This window comes from Komagataeibacter xylinus NBRC 15237, from assembly GCF_001571345.1.
Taxonomy (GTDB): Bacteria; Pseudomonadota; Alphaproteobacteria; order Acetobacterales; family Acetobacteraceae; genus Komagataeibacter; species Komagataeibacter xylinus.
The window spans coordinates 28,940-49,971 of the sequence record NZ_BCTP01000016.1; the positions used below are offsets into that span (position 1 = coordinate 28,940).

A 21,032-nucleotide genomic window follows, 5' to 3' on the forward strand; every position below is an offset into this window, starting at 1 on the left:
GTGGGGGCCAATGCATTAAGGCAGGACGAAATCTGCCTTAATGGCCCTGCCGGGTCCGGGCGATCAGGTCATAGTCGGCCTGGTAAATCTGCCTGATCCGCCTGATCTGCTCAGGGTTCGGCAATTCACTTCTGTCACCGGCTGCCGTGGCATTGACATGCGCAATCGGCCCGCTGCCAAATGGTGCAATGAAGCGCTCGATGCGCGCCATTTCATCAAGCATGAACAGGTGGTTGACCGCAATGGCGCCGTCGTGCCCGGTGAGGTACCATGTCTGTGGCCGGAAAATATGGTCGATATGGTAGGGATTGCGTGCCTGTGCCACCAGATCAAGCGCATCATCAATGTCACGGAGCGCCATATATGGTGCGCGGAACCCTTGCGCCACCTGCCGCGCCCCGCTACCGCCCGCGCGGGCATAGCGATACGCCGAAAGGAAACGCTGGACCGGATCGCGCAGGATGGCAAATGACGGAAAACGCACCAGATCGGGCAGGCGGCGTTGGAAATAGCGTATGGTTTCATGCCCCACATCCATGCCGTACAGGGCACGGGTTATGGATGTTCCGGCATTTTTGGGCACATGAATGAACAGGAGGCCGCGCGCGCGCACCATTGCCGCGCGCCGTTGCCGTTTGGGGCCTGGGGGGTAGGCAATACGGAGTTCACCCAGGCGCTCATGCACGTCGCTGGACATTTTGACACGAAGCACAGGCTGCAGCAGCGTTTGCATAGGAAACGGATCCGATAATGATGCAGTCATTATCCTGCAGGATAATGTTACGGTGCATTACCAAGGTGAACCGATTGCAACAATGCCTGCGACACGGCTGCACGATTTTGTAAAACAACGGCCAAGGCTATCCATTCAGAAGGAGATGGTAACGCCCCATAATAACATTTCTGATACGGCCTTTTACGAATAAGGCCGTATCAGGAAAACTGTATCAGTAGATCGTTTTTCAGTGCTGGCTCTCAAAGAGCGCTTGAAAAGTCAGCCCTGAAAATATCCAGCCATCATAAGGAAGTTTCTGGTGAAGCTTTTTTTCAAAAAGGCGGTACCCAGGAACTTTTATTATTTTAACCAATGATTTGTTTTCAAACAGTCTTTCAGATCGCCTTACTGCCATCGGGCCGTGTATTGACCTCGCCCGCGCGATCGGGGGCATCGGTCAGTTCGGGCAGGCGGTCGGCAAGGAGGGCGCGGGGGCGACCGATCCACATGCCGTCGCGCAGATGGTCGCGGCGGGGATTGGTTGTGTTCGGATGCACGAGAAGGCTCAACCCGCCATGATTGAGCATGAGCCAGGGCACGAAGGTTGCGAATAACCCTGTCTCGAACGCGATCTGGTACATAGGCGCCACATGCGGGCCGACCGCCACATCATGCCAGCGCCCCAGCCTGACGGCAAAGCGCTCGGCAATACGGTCTCGCAACTGGCCTGCAGCCTGCCGTGTCGTGGCATCGTCAAAATAGACATGCACATGATAGCTTGCAATCTCGGCCAGGGTGCGGGGGGCGGTCGTCTCATCGGTCATGTGTCGTGCACTTTCTGCGCGGCGGGGTTAGTGGGGTAAATTGGGCAGGGTGATGCGCGTTTCGGTGCGCATGGGCTGCCTTACGGTATGCAGCATGGTGGACATGCCCCATTTGCGCCCATCGAACGTGCCGGTGCTGTCAAGCACGCTGAGCGTGTTGCCGGTAAAGTCCATCCGGGTGTCAAACGTCATGGGGTGGGTCTGGCCGCGCAGGGTCAGTTGCCCCACCATGCGCGAGGCCACGCCGCCATTGACGATATGCGGCCTGCAGTCGCCCACGTAACGCGCGGTGGGCCAGCGATCCGTGCCCAGCATGCCGCCTGATTTCGCGGCCTTGCGCTCCAGTATGGTATCCATGTGCACGGTGGTGGCATCCATGCTCAGGTCCACATGGCAGGTCTGGCGCGACAGGTCATAGTCCAGCGTGCCGGAAACCTTGCCGAACTGCCCGTCCATCGCGCCGATGACACTGCTCGCGTGCAGCATCACGGCGGTATTGTCAGGCGTAAGCGTGAGATGCTGGGGCGTGGCATGGGCCGGGCGCGCAAGGGTGGGGAGCCCGAGGCAGCCCAGCGCCATGGCAAGCAGGGCGAACTGGCGCGCGCGGCGCGGGGCAGGGCGTTGTGCATGTTCTGTCATGGCAGGCTTAACGCACGGCGCCGCGTGAGGTTGTGCGAACATGGATCACCCGCCCCGGATGGGGCCGTGACCACGCGCGGGGCAAGGCGTGACAGGATGCATGAACGCCTGCCTACGCCCCGAATGCGGCGCCAGTAGGGCAGGGCGTAGCAGGCCGGATTTGTGTCAGGGCACGCGCCTGCTGTCAGGCCATGACATCGTGGCTGTATTTTACAATAAAATCGGCAAATGTGGGTGCGTACAGGGCGGCTTCATCACCAACCTTGCGCAGAACCGGGTATTCACCCTGTGCATCGGCGCGGGTGGTGTCAAACACGAATATTTCCGCGAAATCCGTCTGGCACAGAACGATTTCCGTGGGTTTTATGCCGTTCTGGCGGCGGTAGAGTATGGTGCGCTCGGCAATGTCACCGCTGGGCATGTTGCGATCAAACCCGGGGTAGATGGAATATATTTCATCGCCAAAAATAGACGCGTAGCCATAATGCCCGGCAAAGAACAGGTAACTTGGTGGCAGTTTCTGGCCCAATATGCTTTCGACCTCGGCAATATCTTTAGGGGTCGGGGCAATGCTTTCATCACCAACCTCAAGAGAATGACACGAATTGTTTTTTATGCAGGCTACCAGCTCGTGAAAAGGCATATTCTTACTTCCAGACCCATTTACCAACCACGCGCCCATTGATCACGAGGTCAGAGGCATCGACCTCATCCACCGGATAGGTCGGGTTGACGCTGATGATGCGGATGCGCGGCGGGCGGGAATTGGGCACCAGCATCAACTGCTTGATGACCACGCCCATGCCGTTCCACAGCACATACACGCCGTCGGGCGAGGGAATGCGGTGGCCCGTATCGACCAGCACGCGATCACCTGCCACGAATTCCGGCTCCATGGAATTGCCCGCCACGCGGATGATGGCAAGCCCCCCGGTATCAGGCAGGTAATTGCGAATGAAATCACTCGGAATGCGCCATGAATCCAGCGTGGGATGGCCTTCACCATCCCCACAGGCCGTGTGGTCCACGATTGCGCCAGCACCGGCCTGGGGCGAAATATCGTATTCGTGCACGGTTACCGCACCATCTTCGTTATGCACCGGCATGCTTGCGCGTTCGGCACGGCTTATGCTCTCGTTGAGGTCCGTCGCACCCGGCACGATGCCGCACAGGGCCCAGACTTCGGATGCGGCAATGGGCGGGTCGCCACGGTCAGTCAGCAGGGGCACCAGTTTGCGCACCAGTTCAACGGGAATGAAGTCTTTTTTCAGCTTGTTCTCATAGAAAGCATAGCTGGAAAATCTCTCTCCCATGCCCACGTCGCGCGCCAGCGCCCGCACGGTGTAACCCGCCCGCTCCCGCAGGGCCTTGAGCCGCGAGGCTGCGGCACTCGCTCCCCCGCTACTGCCGCTACGCAGCAGGTCGCTTGCGGTGCAGCCCAGAATGGCAGCCACTTTTTCCAGCCGGTCGCCTCCGGGATTGCGGGATTTGCCGCGCAGGATGTCATGCACGTAGGTTTCGTTCAGCCCGGCCAGATCGGCCAGACGTTTTTTATTGAGGTTAAGCCGCTCCATGCGGCGTTCAATCTCGACTGCGGCGGGGGAGCGTGTGTCATCCATAATGGGAAATATCCCACATCATTGGCACAAGGGGTAGAGGGGATATATCCCATTATATTAAATTAATGGGAATCATCCCACTTTCCGGTATCGCCCACACCCCGTGGCATCGAGTGATCCCGCATTCCTGAATGGCGACGCATCGGTGGGGCCAGCCACAAACCCCACAAGCGGTACATCCATCACACAAACGGATGCCCTACGGCAGGCTGAATAACACCGTGTCACGATACGTACATCAATATGATGGCAACAGGGGAGTTGAGAGGCAAGCTGCCATTTGTGTAGCGTGATTTTCCCAATACGGAAATTCCGGTTTCCGTCTTTAAAAAATCTTCACCAAATATGTTCTCATAGTTAGTCGAGCGGCGGAGCAGACGGGGGAAACTGCCTGCCTGCACATTGTGGCGATAGTATGACTTTATTGCACAAAGTCGTACAGGAATTGCCATGCCCGCTCCGCGTACTCCCTTTTCACCCGCGCCTGTCCATGCTGCCGCCGTGCTGCGGGCTGAACGCCGTGCCCGGTTGCGCGCGCGTGATATTGCAGCAGGACTGCAACCGGACATGGGCGCCGATGGCCCCGCGGCCCTGATGCGCCCGGCGGAGCAGGTTCGCGTGCAACATGCGCCCGGCGCCCGCCCGCACACCATGCGTCGCCTGACCGATACATGCGAACTTGACCGGCTGTTCTATCGCGCCAATGCGGCCCTGAGTGCCGAGCAGCATGCGGTTGGGCTGCGCTTCAAAGCCTGCTGGCGTCGCTGCATAAGCACGGGGCGGCTGGTGCAGCGTTACAGCCCGCAAACCGGGCAGGGCGGTGGCACGCTGGAAGAAACCGAAATCAGCGTAAACGCCCGGCACGCCATTGACCGTGCGCTGGCCCTGCTCACGCTTGCCCGGGCGCGCGTGGTCTGCGCCGTGTGCGGCCTGGATGAACACCCCGGCACCCGCATCCGTACCCTGCACAGGGCACTGGACCTGCTGCATGAAAAATGGCGGTGATCGTTTAATCCCTACCAAACAGTCTTGCCCCGGAACTGTCTATTGAGCGCCCGATCCTGACCCGATCGGCTGCCGGTGCAAATCGAGCAGGTCAGGATCAAGGCGGTCAAGTTCCTCCTCGAACTGGCGCCAGCCATGCGTCTCGATATAGGCTTTCTCGCATTCATAAACCGGGATCAGCCAGATCATGACAATCGGTCCCCCACCATCTGCCGGTTCAAGGCTGGCAAAGCCAGGGGAGCAGAAAACAGGCATGGTGCAATAAAGACCGGTCAACTGCGTGCCGGGCAGGATGGGGGCCGTGAATTTGATCACATCGCCCGCCTGCAGGGCGTCTTTTGATCGGCCAACAAGTTCGGACACGCCTAGCACCATCCGCACGATATCATCCCCGCGAAGATGAGTTCGCAATGCAGGTTGCAGCCATCAGGCATCCGGGCGCTATGTTGCCCCAGCCCGCAGGTGGCAAAAAAGCGCCCGTTATGCGCGGGCGTGCCATTAAACGCGACAAGCCGCATGGGCCAGCCGGGCGTGCGGTCGCGGCAGTCCTGCGCCACAGGGCCGAGGTAGCGGGTATAATGATCCAGCATGCGTGCCTCAAGGCATCGGCATCACGGATCACCCCTGGCGTGGGCAGGGTGCTCGTGGCTGGCACGAAAATAAACATGACCATGCTGCCGTCATATTCAAAATAGAGATCATAATTCCCCGGCGGGACGGGCAATGCAGGCGTGCTGCCATGACTGCCCAGCACCAGTGTCGCGCCGCTATCAACCTTGAAAGGCACGGCAATGATGGTGCGGGCGCACCGGACTGGGCCGGTAGTTTTTGTTCACCTCCACCACAAAGGCCATCTCGGCATTCTCGGGCAGGTGGAACGAAACGCTGCCCGGTTGCCAGACAAAGCCCTGTTCACGTTGCGTGGCATTCCAATCATGTGATGGCAGGCCAGAGCGACTGTCGAACAGGCTGATCTGGTGCCCCGCAATCCTGATACAACCTTCGAACATCTGTTGTCTTTCCCCCGGCATGACAGGGGTGTATATGACATGATATATCTGGCGCATGAAGACCACCGGCCTCTGCCTTGCCCTGCTTTCTGCCGTGCTGTTTGGCGCAAGCACGCCTTTTGCCAAGCTGCTGCTTGGCGACATGTCAGCCCAGATGGCGGCGGGCCTGCTCTATCTTGGCTCCGGCCTGGGGCTGGCACTGGTGCTGGCCGCGCGCGCTGGCCTGCGGCTCCCCACGCATGATGAAGCCCCCCTTGCACGCCGCGACCTGCCTTGGCTGCTGGGGGTGATCGCGACCGGGGGCGTAGCTGGCCCGCTGCTGCTCATGCTTGGCCTTGCCCGCACGGATGCGGCGAGCGCCTCGCTTCTGCTCAATGTCGAGAGCATTGCAACGCTGCTGATCGCATGGGGGGTGTTTCGTGAAAACGTGGATCGCAGGCTGCTGTTCGGCGCTGCGTGCATCGTGCTGGGGGCGGGCGTGCTGTCATGGCAGGGCCATGCGGTGCTGGCGCCGGGCGCACTTTACATCGTTGCAGCATGCGTGTGCTGGGGCATTGATAACAACCTGAGCAATCACCTTTCGGCAGTTGATCCCGTGCGCATCGCCATGCTCAAGGGCGTTGTGGCGGGTAGTGTCAACCTGCTCGCAGCCCTTGTGTTGCAACACGCGCATCTGCCGGGGCCAGCGCTGGTGGTGGGGGCTGCGGCCGTGGGATTTCTGGGCTACGGGGTGAGCCTCGTGGCCTTCATGCTGGGGCTGCGCCATCTGGGGGCGGCGCGGACGGGGGCATATTTTGCGCTGGCACCGTTTGTAGGGGCAGTGGTGTCACTCGCGCTGTTCCCGGCGCAGGGCGTGGCGCGGCTGCTTGTGGCGGCGGTGCTCATGGGCATCGGGCTGTGGCTGCACCTGACCGAACGCCATGACCACCCGCATGTGCATGAGCAAATGGCCCATACCCATCGCCACGTGCATGATGCGCACCACCAGCACGACCACGGCCCAGATGACCCGCCGGGCGAGCCGCACACCCATTACCACGTGCATACGCGGCTGGAGCACAGTCACGCCCATTATCCCGACCTGCATCATCGCCACGACCATGAGGACGGGCACAGCCACGCTGCCTGACAGAAAGTAGAGAAGAAGATCCGTCTTGACCCAGCCTGATGCGTTACGCAGGCAGCCCGCCATCAGGATTGATGTCTACGCCACCCTGCGCGACCTGGCGAGAGATGCCAGCGTCCTGACACCACAGGAAAAAACATTTATCGATGCCCCGGCGCAGGGCATGGCCGAGCGGTTGTCATGGCGCGTGGAAGCGGCGCGAACGCTGGCCTGGGCGCTTTCGCCATCATCCGTATCACTCGGGCCGGCCGAAGGCGCGCTGGATGTGGATAATCTCGTGCATGTGCGCAAGGCCATCGGGGCAGGGGAAAGGCTTTCGCTACGCCCGGCAGGCGAGATCCTTGACCTGCTCGACATGACATGGTGGCAGCACTGGACCACCCGGCAGGCGGGCGGGGCTGCCTGCGGCTTCAGCCCCGATATCGTGATGGAGCGGCACGCGGCACTGAACTGGCTGACCGGCTTTGATAACATGCCCGACACGGCATGGGATGAGATCGATACGCCGACCTGAAAAGACCATGCCCATGCATGGAAGCCGGATTGACAGCTTTCGCATGCCAAACGTAGCCTGAACGCCGCTACAGCCAGCAAGGACGGCGCAATGGATCAGTATGACGTTGAGGATGACGCAGATCGGCCCTACTGGCTCAGCATGCCGCCACAGGACTTCACCGCGCTTGTCGACTTCATCATGCCGGAAATAGAAGCCAGGCTGGGGCGCGATGGCGTTTTTGCCCCCCTGGGCGCGCTGATGGCGCGCGAACCCTATCGCGGCGCCATTGAACTGTTCGATGAGCCAATGCCGGACAAAAAGGACGGCAACACCCAGCTTGACCATCTCAAGCAGGCCCTGCGTACCAGGGTGGCCTGTAGCCACCAGCGCGCGGCGGTAGTGGCGGCCAACTGCACCGTGCTGCTGCCCGGTAGTGGCAAGCAGGCCGAGGCTGCCGTGCTCATGTGCACGCATCGCGATGGCACGGCGGCGAATTACGTCTATCCCTACACCATAACCAACGGCAGGGTCACATTCGCGCCGCTTGAAATGACGGAAGGCACGCAGGACATTTTTCCGCCCATCCGCCTGCGCCCATGGATACGCGAAAGCTGCCCGCCGCGCCCGGTTGGCTACCAGGTGGGCCTGTTCCTGTTCCACGGTATCGACCGCGAGACCGTGCTGCAGCGTATGCACCTTGCTGATACCGGCAGGCCAGAGGCAGGCTGTCCGGCACCTGCCGCCATTGCCAGTCTGGCTGATGGATGGACGGTGGTATGGTTCAATGATTTTGCCACCTTCCTTCATCATGCCACGCATATGCAGACCTATGCGGCGGGGTGCACGGTGCTTTCCCTATCCGTCGATGAACCGGACTACGCGACGGAAGCCACTGGCTATGCCAACGAATCACAGCAATGGGCTGTGCGCCATGTTGGTACATCGCGCGCCTGCGCCCTGCCAGGCGGCCCGCATGACCTGCACGTAACCGGCACGCCGCCCGCACAACTGGCCGACATTGTCACGACCATGCAGAAGGAGGAGGCGGATAGCGGCTACCTGCCGGATATGATCGATTTCTACTTCGATATACCGGTGGAACTCATTTATGCGCTTGCCGGGTTTCGGTACTGCCAGCGGGAGTATGATGGCGGGCGCGTGATTTTTAACACGCTCCTTCCGACTTTACCGGAAGGTTGACCCCTGCATCCGTTTACGGTGTGTGAGAGAATCTATGCTTGTGGGAAAGTGGTTGCATTGTTCAGGTGCGAGCCTGCCTGCTTTACGTCACCTTATGTCGGTTTGAACCGCACAGGAAAATTGTTGCCTGCACGGTTTTTGGATACAAGAAACATATCCTGATAGTTCTGTATCCACCCCGCTTGCATGATACCAGTCCGGTCACGATAGAAATACATTAGCAGGAACCATCCAGCGTAGTATAATACATGCTATCTGCTATGGTAGGTATTTCCTAAAACTGTATTTGCTGCCTGCGCGGTTTTTCAGCATAAAGAGCCTATCATGACAGACCCACGCCCGGCACCGCTACCGCGGTTTCCGGGCGTCATGCCTTTTATGGAGAAACAGCATGCCCGAACTGGCCGCCACGGGCACGCGGCGCAGCGCCTATAGCCGCAGGCTGGCCGACGAGATCTGCCTGCGCCTGGCTGATGGGCAGAGCCTGCGCGCCATCTGTGCTGATCCGGCGCTGCCACACCGCGCCACCATATTGCGCTGGCTGCGCGATAACCCGGCTTTTCGTGCGCTCTATGATACCGCACGCGAAGCCGCGGCCGACACGCTGGCCGAAGAGATCATAGCCATTGCCGACCGCGCCACGGGCCGCGAGGATGTACCAGCCATAAAACTGCGCATGGAGGCCCGCATGTGGGTTGCAACGCGCCTGCGTCCACCAGCTTCCGCCACGCGGGGCGAGGGGGCAGGCAGCATTTCCATTACCATCACCACTGATGACGCAGCCCTTTAGCCTCACGCCCGACCAGCATGCCGCCAACCGGCTACTGGGGGGTGCGGCCACCCACATCCTGCTGCGGGGCGGGGCGCGTTCGGGCAAGACATTCGTGCTGGTACGCGCGCTGGTTATTCGGGCACTCCGGGCGACGGGCACGCGGCATGGCATATTTCGCCACAGGTTCAACGCTTTGCGGGCCACCATTGTGGTCGACACGTTTCCCACCGTCATGCGCCGGTGCTTTCCCTCCGTGCCGTGGCAACTTTCGCGCACCGACTGGAGCGTGACACTGCCCAATGGCTCCCTCATCATGTTTGGCGGGCTGGATGACGAGGAACGGACTGAAAAGATACTGGGGCTGGAATTCGCCACCGTCTACCTTAACGAAGCAAGCCAGGTCGCTTATGGCGCGCGCAACATGCTGCTCACAAGGCTGGCGCAGAAATCGCCCCTGGCGCTGAAGGAATATATCGATGCCAACCCCCCAACCACCGCGCACTGACTTTACCGCGTGTTTGAATCCGGTATCGAGCCTTCATCGGGCCAGCCTTTGCCAGACCCCGCGTGCTACGCCACCATGCAGCTCAACCCGGAGGGCAACCGGGCCAATCTCTCGGCGGAATATCTAGCCCAGCTCGCGGCCCTGCCGGAGCGTGAACGCAGGCGCTTCGTGCAGGGAGAATACCAGCAGGCTGTCGATGGCGCTTTGTGGCACCTGGAGGATTTTCGCCGCGCCGCTGCAATAACACCCGCAACCCGCCGCCATGTGGGCACGCAGATGCGGCGCATCGTGGTGGCGGTTGACCCGTCAGGCTGCGCCGGGCCGGAAGATACCCGCTCCGATGAAATCGGCATCATCGTGTGCGGGGTGGATGGCGCAGGGTGTGGCCATGTACTGGCCGACCTGTCGCGGCGCGATACGCCTGCGGGCTGGGCGCGAACCGCGCTGCAGGCCCAGTCGGACTGGGCTGCCGAGCGCATCGTGGCCGAACACAATTTTGGTGGCGCCCTGGTTGAGGCCACGCTGCGCGGGCTGAACCCGAATGCCGCCCTGCGCATGGTCACCGCCAGCCGGGGCAAGGCGGCACGGGCCGAGCCGGTGGCGGCGTTATATGAACAGGGCCGCGTGACCCATCATGGCATCTACCCGGAACTTGAGGAACAGCTCTGTCAGTTTTCAGCAGGTGGCTATCACGGCCCGCATTCACCAGACCGGGCGGATGCACTGGTCTGGGCGCTGACCGACCTCATGCTGTCCGCGCCGCCCGCCGCTCCCGCGCGCTGGGCGCCCACGCGTTTCAACATCGGTCGTTAACATCATACATTCCTGAATACTTTCTGGAATAGTCTTTATACCTTTTGGCAATCCACTCTTTACTTCCTGAATAATGTTTCTGCTCCGCTCATGGGCAGACATGACAGTGCAGGTTCACCCTATGCCGGAGATAACCCGCTCATGGACTGGCAGGAACTCAAGCGAACATACCCCCGTGACCCGGACCTGCCCGCGCGGGCCCATGCCCTTGCAGCCCTCGCGCGCGTGCTCGAGGGCACGCAGTATGATGCCATACCCAACCCCTTTGGCACCGAATATAACGGGGCAGGGGAATACATACCGCTTGGCCAGCGCCGCCCGTCGGTGCGCACCAATATGTGCCGCGCGGTGGTGGATGATGCGGTCTCGCTCCTGTTTGGCGCCAGCCACTGGCCCGCCACGGTTGCCACCGATCCCGCGCTGCCCGGTATTCTGGCGCAATTCGGGGCCGAAACCGCGTTGCCAGCCCTCATGCTCGATGCCGCCACGCGTGGGGCCACCGGATCGGTTGCCGTGCTGCTTGAGGCCGTGGCCCGCCGCCTGCGCGTGCAGGTGCATGATACCCGTTACCTCACCCCTCAATGGGATGGCGCGGGCGCGCTTGCCACGGTAACCGAGTGCTTCAAGGTGACGGGGGCTATGCTGGCAACCCAAGGCTGGCCCATCGCCGCAGATGATGCCACCACCATTTTCTGGTGGCTGCGCGTGTGGGACCGGGCGGACTGCCACGTTTATGTGCCCCAGCGCGTGGATGCCGGCCTGCCCACCCGCCTTGATGGCACGCGCAGCACGCATCACGGCCTTGGCTTCGTGCCGTGGGTGTGGATGGCCAATCTGGCCGCACCGGGCACGGTGGATGGCCCCTGCACCTTTGCCCCGGCCATCGATACGGTCATCGAGTGCGATTACCTGCTCTCGCAATCCGGGCGGGGGCTTAAATACAGTGCGGACCCAAGGCTTGTCATCCGCGCGGGGCCAGACCCTTATGCCGATGGCACGCCCGCCAGTACAGGCGGCGCATCAGCCGCCCTGACCCTGCCGCTTGATGGCGATGCCAAGCTGCTCGAAATCAACGGTGATGCCGCAGGGGCCATGCGCGACCATTACCGTGAACTGCGTGCCAGCGTGATGGAGCAGATCCATGGCAACCGCGCGCAGGCCGATCGCCTTGCCGCCCCCACATCGGGCCGGGCGATGGAAATGCTCTATCAGCCCCTTTTGTGGCTTGTGGACCGCATGCGTCTTTCATACGGCGAATACGGGTTGCTGGCGCTGTACCGCATGGTGTGTGCGTTTTCGCATGTGTTGGAAGGCGGCGTGCATATTGGCGGGCAGGATTATGCCCGGCTCGATGCAACGGGGCTTGCACTGCAATGGCCGCCCTATTTTGCCGATACGGAAGCCGAGCTGGCGCAACTGGCCCAGGGACTTGGCGCTGCGGTGCAGGGGGGCTTCCTGTCGCGGCAGACGGCCTGCGTGCTCTTTGCCACCCGGGCGGGTGGTCCGGCCCCGCATGCCGAATGGGCGCGGCTGAACACAGCCGACCCGACCTGATTTTTTTTCGTTGATGGAGAGATATGATGACCCGTGCAAGCGTGCCCCAGACCCCCGACCCTGAAACCCTGCACCGCGAGATGGAAACCCTGCGCGCCGAGCGTGACGCGGCGGTGAATGCCCGCACGACGCTGGAGGGCGACCTTGCCCGCGCTACCGAGCAGGTCAGCACGGCCCGCGCCCGCGCGGACCGCGCCATCATCCGCGCCGAGGCCCGTGCCCTTGCCGCCCGCATGGGGGCGGTGGAACCTGCCGATGTGGTCCGCCTTGTTGACCTGAGCGCTGTAACGCTCGGCGAAGATGGCGCCCCCCAGGGACTGGACACGATCATGACCGCCGCGCGTGAAAGCCGGGCTTACCTGTTCGCATCGCCGCAGGCGGCATCGGGCGCTGCGCGCGGCACCACTGCCGCAGGCCTCGCACCCCGCGCGGGCGATCCGGCCCCGTTCGATGCCCGCACGGCGGGAACGCGCGATGTAAAGGCCGCAGCCATGGCGGCGGGACTGCGCTGGCCGGTGGCGAATTAGGGCATGAGCCGACAGGCTGCAAAAGAGTTTATGGCCTGGAGGTGAAAATAGAGTTTAAGATGAATGCAGGATCTTTGCATTAAGATTGTATTTTATCACATTAAATATTAAAAAATAAATACATAAAATAATATGCAAATTTTAGGGGACAAAAATGAGTGTGATAAAAAAGGGCATTATCAGGTCCGGAGAATATAACGGATGGAAAGTAGAGGTTGATTTTGATGAATTAGATACGAAGGGATATTACATATACATAATAAAATCATCCACCGAGGGGTATGATTATTGGTGTAAGGAAATGGCAGAAGTAATTAATGAATTGGAGGGATGGAATGTGAAATGGGAATAAATACGCCAATATCGTACCCAGATTGAAGGTATGTATTGTATCAGGAAGGCAAAACTTATATTTTTCTTCCCCATTGCAGTCAGAATAGCCAATTATTCATGATCTGGAGCAGGGCGCACACTGGTAACGTGTAATACCAGATGCGCCCTGACATGGCAATTCACTTCTAGTCTACTTGAAATGTAGGTAAGATACTGAAATTATACTGCTTCTTACTGTCTTTCCATATAATTATTGTTCATTATTTTATAAAAATACACTTGAGATAATAATCCAAAATTATAACGCCTGTTACCTGTTCCGCCCACGGTCAAGGCCGCCTGCGGAACAGGCAAGGGGCGCATGATCACTCAAATACATCATGATCGCACACCGTGCGCCACGGCCCCTTAATCACCCACCCCGGCCATAAATGGCACCTCGCTGCCATAGCCCGTTACCCGCCGCCACTGCATTGCGCATGGCGGCTTTTTTCGTTTTTTCAAGGAAATGAAATTCATGGCCATTGCCAATTTCCCCGCTGCCCTCCAGCCTGTCATCCAGCAGGGGTTCCTGTCGCGTGCGTTCCAGGATGCGTTGCAGTCGCGCCTGGGTTTCCGTTCCATTGCCGACCAGATGGAATTCCCCGCCCGCATCGGCCAGACCATTACCGATACCCGCGCAGGCCTGCTGCCGCCTGCCACCACGCCGCTCAACCCTGCCGCCAATACCAGCTTTGACAATGGCATGACGCCCGCCGAATGGTCGGTTGAGCAGTATACGCTCACCATCAACCAGTACGGCAACACCATGGACCTCAACCAGGTGACCGAAGGCGTGGGCATTGCCAACCAGTTCCTCGCCAACGCCTCGCGCCTTGGCATCAACGCCCGCCAGACACTCGACCGCCTGGCGCGCAACACGCTTTTTGGCGGGGCGCAGAACGGCGTTGGCGGCTACCTTGGCGGCAATACGCGCGTGAGCGTAACGCTCGGGGCTGCTGGCAGCACGGTTGCGGTGGATGACATTCGCGGGTTCCAGAATATCCTTTCCGCTGAAGGGCAGGTGGTCTCGGTGGGCGCATCCGCCGGCATGACCGTTACCATCGGGGCAGGGTCTTACACGCTGGTGGGCACGACTGCGGATGCCGTCAATACCTCCACCGGACCGGATGGCATTTCGGGCACGCTGACGCTCTCGGCATCGGTCAAGGTGGCCGATGGCACGGCAGGCAATCCGGTCATGGCGGCCACCGCGCCGCTGGTGCTGCGCCCCAATGCACGGGCCACCACGGCGGCACTCGCGGCGGGCGACCTGCTGACGGTCCAGTCCATTCTGGGCGCACTGGCCACCCTGCGCGACAACAACGTGCCCACGCCCGACGGCGGGGTGTATCACTGCTACCTGGACAATGCCCAGTTGCTGGGCCTGTTCCGTGATGAAGACTTCAAGCTGCTCTATCGCGGTCAGTATGGCTCCGATACCTACCAGAGTGGCCAGATCTTTGACCTGCTTGGCGTGCGCTTCATCCCCACTACCGAGGCCCCGCAGCAGGCATCGCTCGGCGCGGGCGCCATCCATCGTGCCATCATCTGCGGGCAGGGCGCGCTGATCGAGGGGGATTACGCCAATATCGGCACCCATTACGCGCCGCTGCTTGATGGCGGCGAACTGACGGATGTGGAGGGCGTGTGCATGATCACCCGCCCCGCACTCGACCGCCTGGCGCAGATCATCGCGCAGTCGTGGTCGTGGATTGGCGGTTTCGCGCTGCCAACCGACCTGACCGCTGACACCTCGGTCATACCCACTGCCACCAACAGCTACCTCAAGCGCGGCGTGGTGATCGAGAGCCTCGGCGCGGGCGCCTGAGCCTTTGGTCCGCGCGGCACCCTTATAGGGCTGCCGCGCGGGCCATCACACCGCCAGCCACACCATGCACGAAAGGCAGGCATGACAGACATGACGGGAACAGCCAGTACCACGGACACCACCACAACGCCCGATACAGACGCAACCGGGGCAGGCACGGCGGCTGGTACCGCTACCACCAGCCAAAATGCCGTTGCCTGCTCGGACCAAACTCAGGCAGCCGCCATCATCACCGCTGCCACCATGCCCGATACCCCCCTGACCGACACCGAACTGGCGCAGGCCCGGCGCTACATGGGCTATCCCGCCATGGGGAATGCCGATAGCGGCATGCAGTCGTGGCGGTTTTTTCGGGTTTATGGCTTCAACGAATGGCGGCTGGGTCATCTCTCTCCCGCCGAATGCGCCCAGGCCCGCGCCTTTGTCGCGCAATGCCAGATGCTGGAAAGCGCGGTGATGGCGGCAGGCAGCAACCTTGATACAGACCGCGCGGCGGTCTGGACACGCAACCGCACGGAAGTGACGGACCGCTTTACGCTGTACACGCGCTGGCGCGTGCAGTTGTGCAACTTCATGGGCGTGCCGCCGGGACCGGGACTGCGCGCCGTGGGGGAGATCATCATCTGATGGACCTCAACGCCCTGTGCCGCCTGACCACGCGCGGCTTCGCGCGCGCAGCGGCCCGTATTGGCGCTGCAACCGTGCAGTATCGGCCCGGCAGTGCGCTTGCGCCCTGTGCAAGCGCTTATGCCCAGGGCCGGGCCGCTTTCAGCAATGACCGGGCCTTCGGCTTTGCGGGGCCTGCGTTGTGGGATGTGCCTTTTGTCTATGCCCTGACAGACCTGCCGGACCTGCGGGCAGGTGATATCCTGACCTGCGGGGCAGAGACCTATTTCATCGCCCGCGCGGAGCCCTTCCGGCCACCTTTATGCGTGTTGTGCAATGCAACCGTCACGCTGACCGCCACCGGGGCTGTGCAGAGTGATGCGGCCAGTCCGGGAGGCTATGCCACATCAGGCGATGCAGCCGCACAGGTCACGCTTGCCACCGGCTGGCCTGCCATGATCCGGCCGGGCAGCGGGGCAGGTGTGCCGGGACCTGCCCAGCCCGGTGCCATCCGCACGGGCGGGTTCGAGATGTTCCTGCCCGCCATTATGGGCGTGAGTCTTCAGGCGGCCATGTGGGTCCACGATGGGAGTAGCCCGCGCTACACCATCGGGACCGCGCGCAGCAGCCCGTGGGGCGTGCGCTGCCAGATGGCCCAGCAGCAGGTCTGAGGTTCTTTTTACCAGCCATAACAGGAAGCGCCATGACATGGCCGATATCGCCACCATTTCCACCGCCATTGCAGACGCCCTTGCCGCGGCACTCTGCCCGGACGGGAGCAGTGCCAGCAGTTGCACGGGCCGCCCCGTCATCATCCGTCGCGGCGGCCTGACACAGGCGGATCTGGGCAATGCCCTGCATACCTTGCAAGAAGGCTGCGACTTCATCAGCATTGCCGACACGCCCGAAAGCTGGACCCGCCTTGATGAACCGCTCGGCCGCCCCTGGCAGATGGACAGCACGCAGGCCGCCACCATCAGCATAAATATTACGGGTGGCACGGCAACACTCAGCCTTGTGCCCGACACGGTGCCCGGTGGTGTTGTCGGGCTACGGATACAGGGGCTTGCGGGCATCGTGGGTAGCGGGTGCTGCCTGTACAGGGCGCAATCGGGTGATACGGTGGCCAGTATCGCGGCGAGCCTTGCCGCGATGGTGTCGGGCGCCGTGGCGCAGGAGGGAGCGATCACGCTGCCCGCCGGCATCACGGCACAGGCCATCAACGCGGCCACGGCCACGGCGCGATGCGTGGCGCGCAGGCAGCAGCAGATGTTCATGCTCACCGCCTGGTCAGCCAGTCCGGCCGCGCGGGATGCGCTGGGGCAGGCCCTGGCCGATGCGCTGGCCCTGACCGACTGGCTGGTGGATGCCAATGGCTCCGCCTTCCGCATCGAGGCACGGGTGGCGAGCAATGATGATACCGCAATGAACCGAGGCATCTTTGCCCGTCCCGCCCATTATCTCGTCACCTTCGATACCGATCTGACGCAGTCAGTGCCGCTCATGCTGGCCGGTGGCATCGCAGCCGCCGGAGGCGTGGTTGCAGGCGATGTGCTGCTGGGCGCACCGGCAGAGTCCTGAACGGCCCGCATGGCGCACAGCCCGATAACCCCGCCCCATTCTTGAACCGTTTCTTCACGCGGCATGCCGCGCAACAGGGAAAACGCATAAAATGACCATCTATCAGTCCGGGCAGCTTAACACCAACAGCCTGAGCGTGCCGGATCTGTACGTGCAGATCCTCAAACCGCAGACCCTGGCGCTCAACGGCGTGGCAACCGGGCGGATCGGCCTGGTGGGCACGGCAGGGTGGGGGCCGGTAGCGTCACCGGTCATCATCGGCAGCATGGGTGACTGCCTGAGCGCGTTCGGCCCCAAGCAGGCGCAGGCGAACGATATCGGCACGGCGGTGAACATTGCCGTCGTGCAGGGCGCATCCGACTTTCGCTGCGTGCGGGTGAGCGATGGCACCGATGTGGCGGCCACGGGCACGCTGGCGGGCGTAACCCTGACCGCCATCCATACGGGCAGCGCGGGCAACGCCCTTGTGGCGACACTGGCGCAGGACCCCATCATCACCACGCATTACACGCTTACGGTCAGTCACGCAGTGCTGGGCACCCGCACCTATCGCGGCGCGACATGGCCGGTTCTTGCCGCCGCCATTGCAGCCGATGGCACGGCGCTTGTGCGCGTAACCGTGCCGACGACGGTGCCTGCGCCTGAAGCGGGTTCGGCAACACTTGCCGGGGGCAGCGATGGCGGCGTGCCCACGACCGCGCAATTCCTGGGCATGGATGGCACGAGCCGCACCGGCATGTATGCCCTGCGCGGGCAGGGCTGTGCGATCGGGCTGCTGCATGGCGTGGTGGATGACACGTCATGGACCACGCAGGCCGCTTTTGGCCTGGGCGAAGGCATGTACATGATTGCCTGCGGCCCGGCAGGCGACAATATTGCCAATGCAGTGGCCATGAAAAATGCCGCGGGGCTGGACAGCTATGCCGTAAAGCTGATGTTTGGTGACTGGCTGTGGTGGGATGATGACACCAATGGCGACATGCTGGTGCCGCCGCAGGCGTTTGCTGCGGGCATCCTTGGCGGCCTCTCACCCGAGCAGTCGAGCCTGAACAAGGAACTGTACGGCGTGATTGGCAGCCAGAAGGCAGGGCTGGCCAGTAGCGGGCAGGCCGCGACCTATTCCGGCGCAGAACTGTCGGCGCTGTTTACGGCGGGCATCGACGTGATCTGCAACCCGGCACCCGGCGGCAGCTACTGGGCGGTGCGCGGCGGCATCAATACCGCATCCGATGACGTGACGGATGATGATACCTATACGCGCCTGACCAACTACATTGCCGAAACACTCAATGCGGGCATGGGCGCGTTCGTGGGGGCCGTCATCTGCGCCACGCTGTATGGCGACATCCGCGCCGTGCTGCTGGGCACGCTGTCGAACATGGTGGGTAGCGGCATACTGGGGGCAAGCACGGATTACGCCGTGCTGTGCGACACGAGCAATAACCCCCAGTCGCGCACGGCGCTGGGTTACGTGCGCGCTGACGTGCAGGTGCGCTATCAGGGGATTAACCGTTTCTTCGTGGTAAACCTGCAGGGTGGGGCGAGTGTTACGGTCAGCACCGCAACAGCAGCGGCCTGATCTCTAACCCAAAAAACAGAAGAAAGTTTTTGGTGAAGCTTTTTTCAAAAAGCTTCAGAAGAATACCTTACCCAGAAACTGTTATTTTCTAAACCGCCTCCATAATCGCGCAATACTTCACAAGCCACCTTCCATGGTGGCTTTTTTCATGGAGCCATGAATGTCCCTCAAACCCTTCAATATCGGCCGCGACTGCCGCGTGGTGCTGGTCTATAACGGCAGCCGCATCGACCTGCCCACGGTCACAGGCTTCAATGCAGCCCAGCGCACCCATCAGCTGGAATCAAATCCGCTGAACGACATGCCCCTGTTCTATGACGTGCCCGGTGGCTGGGGTGGCCAGTTTTCCTTCCAGCGTGATGGTTCGGGGGCTGATGACCTGTTTGCCGCGATCGAGAGCGGGTTCTGGTCAGCCGGTACGGTCATTCTGGGCAGCATCTACCAGTATGTGACCGAATGCGATGGTTCGCTGAGCACGTACGAATTCATCGGCGCTTCCCTCAAACTGTCGGATGCGGGGCGCTACCAGTCCGAAACGCTGGTCACGCAGACCATCACGTTCACGGCCCGCGCCCGCAACCGCATTTCCTGATCTCCCAACCGGAAGACGCCGACATGACGGAAAAAACCGTAAAGACCCCTGATGGCCGCACCCTGACCTACCGCGAGCGCGGGCCGGGCGATGTGCTCGCCCTGCTTGAGTTCGGGCCGGATACGCCTTCAACCGCGTGGCTGGAATACGCGCTCATGGTCAGTTCGGTCGAGGCGATCGACGGTGTGCCCGTCATCCGCCCGCAAACGCGCGTGCAGCTTGAGCAGCTTGCCAACCAGATCGGTAATGACGGCATTGAGGTGCTCAGCACGGCCCTGTTTGGCCCCGATGCACAGGCCACCGCCGATACGGAGGCCCAAGCCGCAAAAAACTGAGCCGGCACCCCGTGCTGATCGAAGTGGCGGCGTTAGTCGGGCACGGGGTGCCGTGGGATGTGGCCATGGCCATGCCGCGCGTGCGGCGCATGGCCTTTCTGGTCGCCTTCGGGGAACTTGCAGGCGGTCGCTATGACTGGAGCATGCAACAATGGGAGTATCCTGATGGCTGAATCCTGTCAGGCCACGACACGCCTGGTCATGCGGCTTCAGGCTGCGGGGGCCGCTGGCCTGTCCGCGCCGGTTGCACGCCTGCCGGGGCGACGCGGGCACCCGGCAGGTGCCATGGCAAGACTGGCTGCGGCGGTGGGACGGCTGGGGCAGGCTACCACCCGCCCTGTCATGGCGGCCCGCTTTCGCCTGCCTGAACGCCGCCATAAGGGTCTGGCGCAGGTCTCGACCGGGTCGGGGGAAGCGCGCGACACGCGGGCAATACAGCCGGGTCAGCCCGTCGGCCACCGTGCCCGTGGCTGGTTCCGCCAGGGTAAAAAAGGAGAATCATACAGGCGCGGCGCAGGGTCAGCAGTCACGAATAACCCTGCACCCGCCTTGGACAGGAACGGGCGGGATGGCACAATGCGTACGCGTGTGCCCTATGACCCACGCATGGTGTCACGCCTGACATGCCTGAAGCGCCTGCCAACGGGCACTACATCGAACGCCCGCCCGGACCCGGTGGCCTTTGCCGGAGCTACGCAGCAGCGGGGCAGGCTCATGAGCCGCGCCATGCCTGCGCCACGCAGGCCCAGGCCAGCCCCCATGAGGGTTGTGCCGGGTCAGGGCCACATCATGTCCGTCCCGCCTGTGGCGGGCAGGCGGCAGGCGCCGTACAGGCCTGGCTTGCTGCACCACGGCCCGAACAGCCATAGTACGCGGCGTAGTGTGCTGCCTGCGGGCATGCGTGGCTCCCGCAACATCCTCCCGCCACGCGTGCAACCCCGGACACAGGCCCGGCCCGCCTTCATCAGTCCGGCTCCCATGGTCCGTGCCCGCACGCCCGGCAGCGCGGATCAGGCCATGGCCGGTGCGCCCATCGTACAGGTCACCATTCCCGTAACACTGGACCAGCATAATGTGGGGCAGGCTTTTGCCCGCATAGAAACCAGCCGCGCCCTTATCGAGCATCGCGCCACCGGCACCGCGCCCGATGGCATACAGCATGTGCAGCTACCCGGCCGCTCCGTGGGTATATGAACACTGAACGCAAATGCTCCGTGCCGCCTGCATGGTGGCCCCGGAAGGTCGGCATGCGCCCCTTCCGGGGCATGGCGCGACAGAGGCACAGCCCCTTCTGCCACGGCATGTTGTCCTGCGCGCCCGGTATCTGTCCT

The 21,032-nt window shown here is 61.9% G+C and carries 24 protein-coding genes and 1 pseudogene; 17 read left to right on the top strand and 8 right to left on the bottom strand.

The window, feature by feature from the left end; all coding sequences use genetic code 11:
* Window positions 1-37: 37 nt before the first annotated feature.
* From GXY01S_RS08320 to GXY01S_RS08340, 5 genes are all read right to left on the bottom strand, one after another.
* Entirely contained in the window at window positions 38-697 is a 660-nt protein-coding gene (locus tag GXY01S_RS08320; protein WP_242501298.1) for a sulfotransferase family 2 domain-containing protein, read from the bottom strand.
* 413 nt (window positions 698-1,110) lie between these two features.
* Window positions 1,111-1,539 carry a DOPA 4,5-dioxygenase family protein gene (locus tag GXY01S_RS08325; RefSeq protein WP_061274009.1) on the bottom strand — a complete coding sequence of 143 codons (429 nt, stop codon included), beginning with the start codon at window positions 1,537-1,539 and terminating at the stop codon, window positions 1,111-1,113.
* 27 nt (window positions 1,540-1,566) lie between these two features.
* Window positions 1,567-2,178 (bottom strand): YceI family protein, encoded by a 612-nt coding sequence (locus GXY01S_RS08330; RefSeq protein ID WP_061274011.1) that lies wholly within the window; start codon window positions 2,176-2,178, stop codon window positions 1,567-1,569.
* Window positions 2,179-2,362: 184 nt separating this feature from the next.
* Window positions 2,363-2,821 (bottom strand): SMI1/KNR4 family protein, encoded by a 459-nt coding sequence (locus tag GXY01S_RS08335; protein WP_061274013.1) that lies wholly within the window; start codon window positions 2,819-2,821, stop codon window positions 2,363-2,365.
* Window positions 2,822-2,825: 4 nt separating this feature from the next.
* Window positions 2,826-3,797 (bottom strand): helix-turn-helix domain-containing protein, encoded by a 972-nt coding sequence (locus GXY01S_RS08340; protein WP_061274015.1) that lies wholly within the window; start codon window positions 3,795-3,797, stop codon window positions 2,826-2,828.
* A gap of 450 nt (window positions 3,798-4,247) precedes the next feature.
* On the opposite strand from GXY01S_RS08340, the gene GXY01S_RS08345 reads away from it, so the two are divergent.
* The gene (locus GXY01S_RS08345) at window positions 4,248-4,802 is read left to right on the top strand and encodes a hypothetical protein (RefSeq protein WP_110570388.1); all 555 of its coding nucleotides are present in this window, start codon (window positions 4,248-4,250) and stop codon (window positions 4,800-4,802) included.
* A 39-nt stretch (window positions 4,803-4,841) separates the two neighbouring features.
* Here GXY01S_RS08345 and GXY01S_RS08350 read toward each other — a convergent pair whose 3' ends face one another.
* From GXY01S_RS08350 to comJ, 3 genes are all read right to left on the bottom strand, one after another.
* The gene (locus tag GXY01S_RS08350) at window positions 4,842-5,165 is read right to left on the bottom strand and encodes a suppressor of fused domain protein (RefSeq protein WP_165165610.1); all 324 of its coding nucleotides are present in this window, start codon (window positions 5,163-5,165) and stop codon (window positions 4,842-4,844) included.
* A 2-nt stretch (window positions 5,166-5,167) separates the two neighbouring features.
* Entirely contained in the window at window positions 5,168-5,392 is a 225-nt protein-coding gene (locus GXY01S_RS08355; protein ID WP_061274021.1) for a hypothetical protein, read from the bottom strand.
* A 180-nt stretch (window positions 5,393-5,572) separates the two neighbouring features.
* Window positions 5,573-5,869, bottom strand: coding sequence for a competence protein ComJ (gene comJ / locus GXY01S_RS18075; RefSeq protein ID WP_169797735.1), 297 nt, complete (start codon window positions 5,867-5,869; stop codon window positions 5,573-5,575).
* Here comJ and GXY01S_RS08365 point away from each other — a divergent pair.
* From GXY01S_RS08365 to GXY01S_RS08435, 16 genes and pseudogenes are all read left to right on the top strand, one after another.
* Complete coding sequence (locus tag GXY01S_RS08365; RefSeq protein ID WP_061274025.1) at window positions 5,868-6,941, top strand: DMT family transporter; 1,074 nt, start codon at window positions 5,868-5,870, stop codon at window positions 6,939-6,941. The genes comJ and GXY01S_RS08365 overlap by 2 nt on opposite strands.
* 25 nt (window positions 6,942-6,966) lie before the next feature.
* On the top strand, window positions 6,967-7,452 hold the full coding sequence (locus tag GXY01S_RS08370) for a DUF4272 domain-containing protein (RefSeq protein WP_061274027.1): 486 nt from the start codon (window positions 6,967-6,969) through the stop codon (window positions 7,450-7,452).
* Window positions 7,453-7,542: 90 nt separating this feature from the next.
* A complete protein-coding gene (locus GXY01S_RS08375; RefSeq protein ID WP_061274029.1) occupies window positions 7,543-8,634 on the top strand; it encodes a hypothetical protein in 1,092 nt (363 codons plus the stop codon).
* Between the two features lie 391 nt (window positions 8,635-9,025).
* The gene (locus tag GXY01S_RS08380; RefSeq protein WP_061274031.1) at window positions 9,026-9,424 is read left to right on the top strand and encodes a terminase small subunit-like protein; all 399 of its coding nucleotides are present in this window, start codon (window positions 9,026-9,028) and stop codon (window positions 9,422-9,424) included.
* Window positions 9,408-10,724: pseudogene (locus tag GXY01S_RS08385) on the top strand (phage terminase large subunit). Before GXY01S_RS08380 ends, GXY01S_RS08385 begins: the two are co-directional and overlap by 17 nt.
* A 141-nt stretch (window positions 10,725-10,865) precedes the next feature.
* Complete coding sequence (locus GXY01S_RS08390) at window positions 10,866-12,278, top strand: portal protein (protein WP_061274033.1); 1,413 nt, start codon at window positions 10,866-10,868, stop codon at window positions 12,276-12,278.
* 23 nt (window positions 12,279-12,301) lie between these two features.
* On the top strand, window positions 12,302-12,805 hold the full coding sequence (locus tag GXY01S_RS08395; RefSeq protein WP_255210397.1) for a phage scaffolding protein: 504 nt from the start codon (window positions 12,302-12,304) through the stop codon (window positions 12,803-12,805).
* Window positions 12,806-13,655: 850 nt separating this feature from the next.
* The gene (locus GXY01S_RS08400) at window positions 13,656-15,008 is read left to right on the top strand and encodes a hypothetical protein (RefSeq protein WP_061274116.1); all 1,353 of its coding nucleotides are present in this window, start codon (window positions 13,656-13,658) and stop codon (window positions 15,006-15,008) included.
* Window positions 15,009-15,089: 81 nt separating this feature from the next.
* Window positions 15,090-15,635 carry a hypothetical protein gene (locus GXY01S_RS08405; RefSeq protein WP_082770790.1) on the top strand — a complete coding sequence of 182 codons (546 nt, stop codon included), beginning with the start codon at window positions 15,090-15,092 and terminating at the stop codon, window positions 15,633-15,635.
* Window positions 15,635-16,285, top strand: a complete 651-nt coding sequence (locus GXY01S_RS08410) for a hypothetical protein (RefSeq protein WP_061274035.1) — start codon at window positions 15,635-15,637, stop codon at window positions 16,283-16,285. The genes GXY01S_RS08405 and GXY01S_RS08410 overlap by 1 nt, the downstream gene beginning before the upstream one ends.
* A gap of 37 nt (window positions 16,286-16,322) precedes the next feature.
* The gene (locus GXY01S_RS08415; RefSeq protein WP_061274037.1) at window positions 16,323-17,195 is read left to right on the top strand and encodes a hypothetical protein; all 873 of its coding nucleotides are present in this window, start codon (window positions 16,323-16,325) and stop codon (window positions 17,193-17,195) included.
* A 91-nt stretch (window positions 17,196-17,286) separates the two neighbouring features.
* Complete coding sequence (locus GXY01S_RS08420) at window positions 17,287-18,774, top strand: phage tail protein (RefSeq protein WP_061274039.1); 1,488 nt, start codon at window positions 17,287-17,289, stop codon at window positions 18,772-18,774.
* A 160-nt stretch (window positions 18,775-18,934) separates the two neighbouring features.
* On the top strand, window positions 18,935-19,366 hold the full coding sequence (locus tag GXY01S_RS08425; RefSeq protein WP_061274041.1) for a hypothetical protein: 432 nt from the start codon (window positions 18,935-18,937) through the stop codon (window positions 19,364-19,366).
* Window positions 19,367-19,389: 23 nt separating this feature from the next.
* Entirely contained in the window at window positions 19,390-19,701 is a 312-nt protein-coding gene (locus GXY01S_RS08430; protein WP_061274043.1) for a hypothetical protein, read from the top strand.
* A gap of 11 nt (window positions 19,702-19,712) precedes the next feature.
* Complete coding sequence (locus tag GXY01S_RS18080; RefSeq protein WP_156470298.1) at window positions 19,713-19,874, top strand: hypothetical protein; 162 nt, start codon at window positions 19,713-19,715, stop codon at window positions 19,872-19,874.
* Window positions 19,867-20,895: a hypothetical protein gene (locus GXY01S_RS08435; protein ID WP_061274045.1), complete on the top strand. Its 1,029-nt coding sequence runs from the start codon at window positions 19,867-19,869 to the stop codon at window positions 20,893-20,895. Before GXY01S_RS18080 ends, GXY01S_RS08435 begins: the two co-directional genes overlap by 8 nt.
* The last annotated feature ends 137 nt before the right edge of the window (window positions 20,896-21,032 follow it).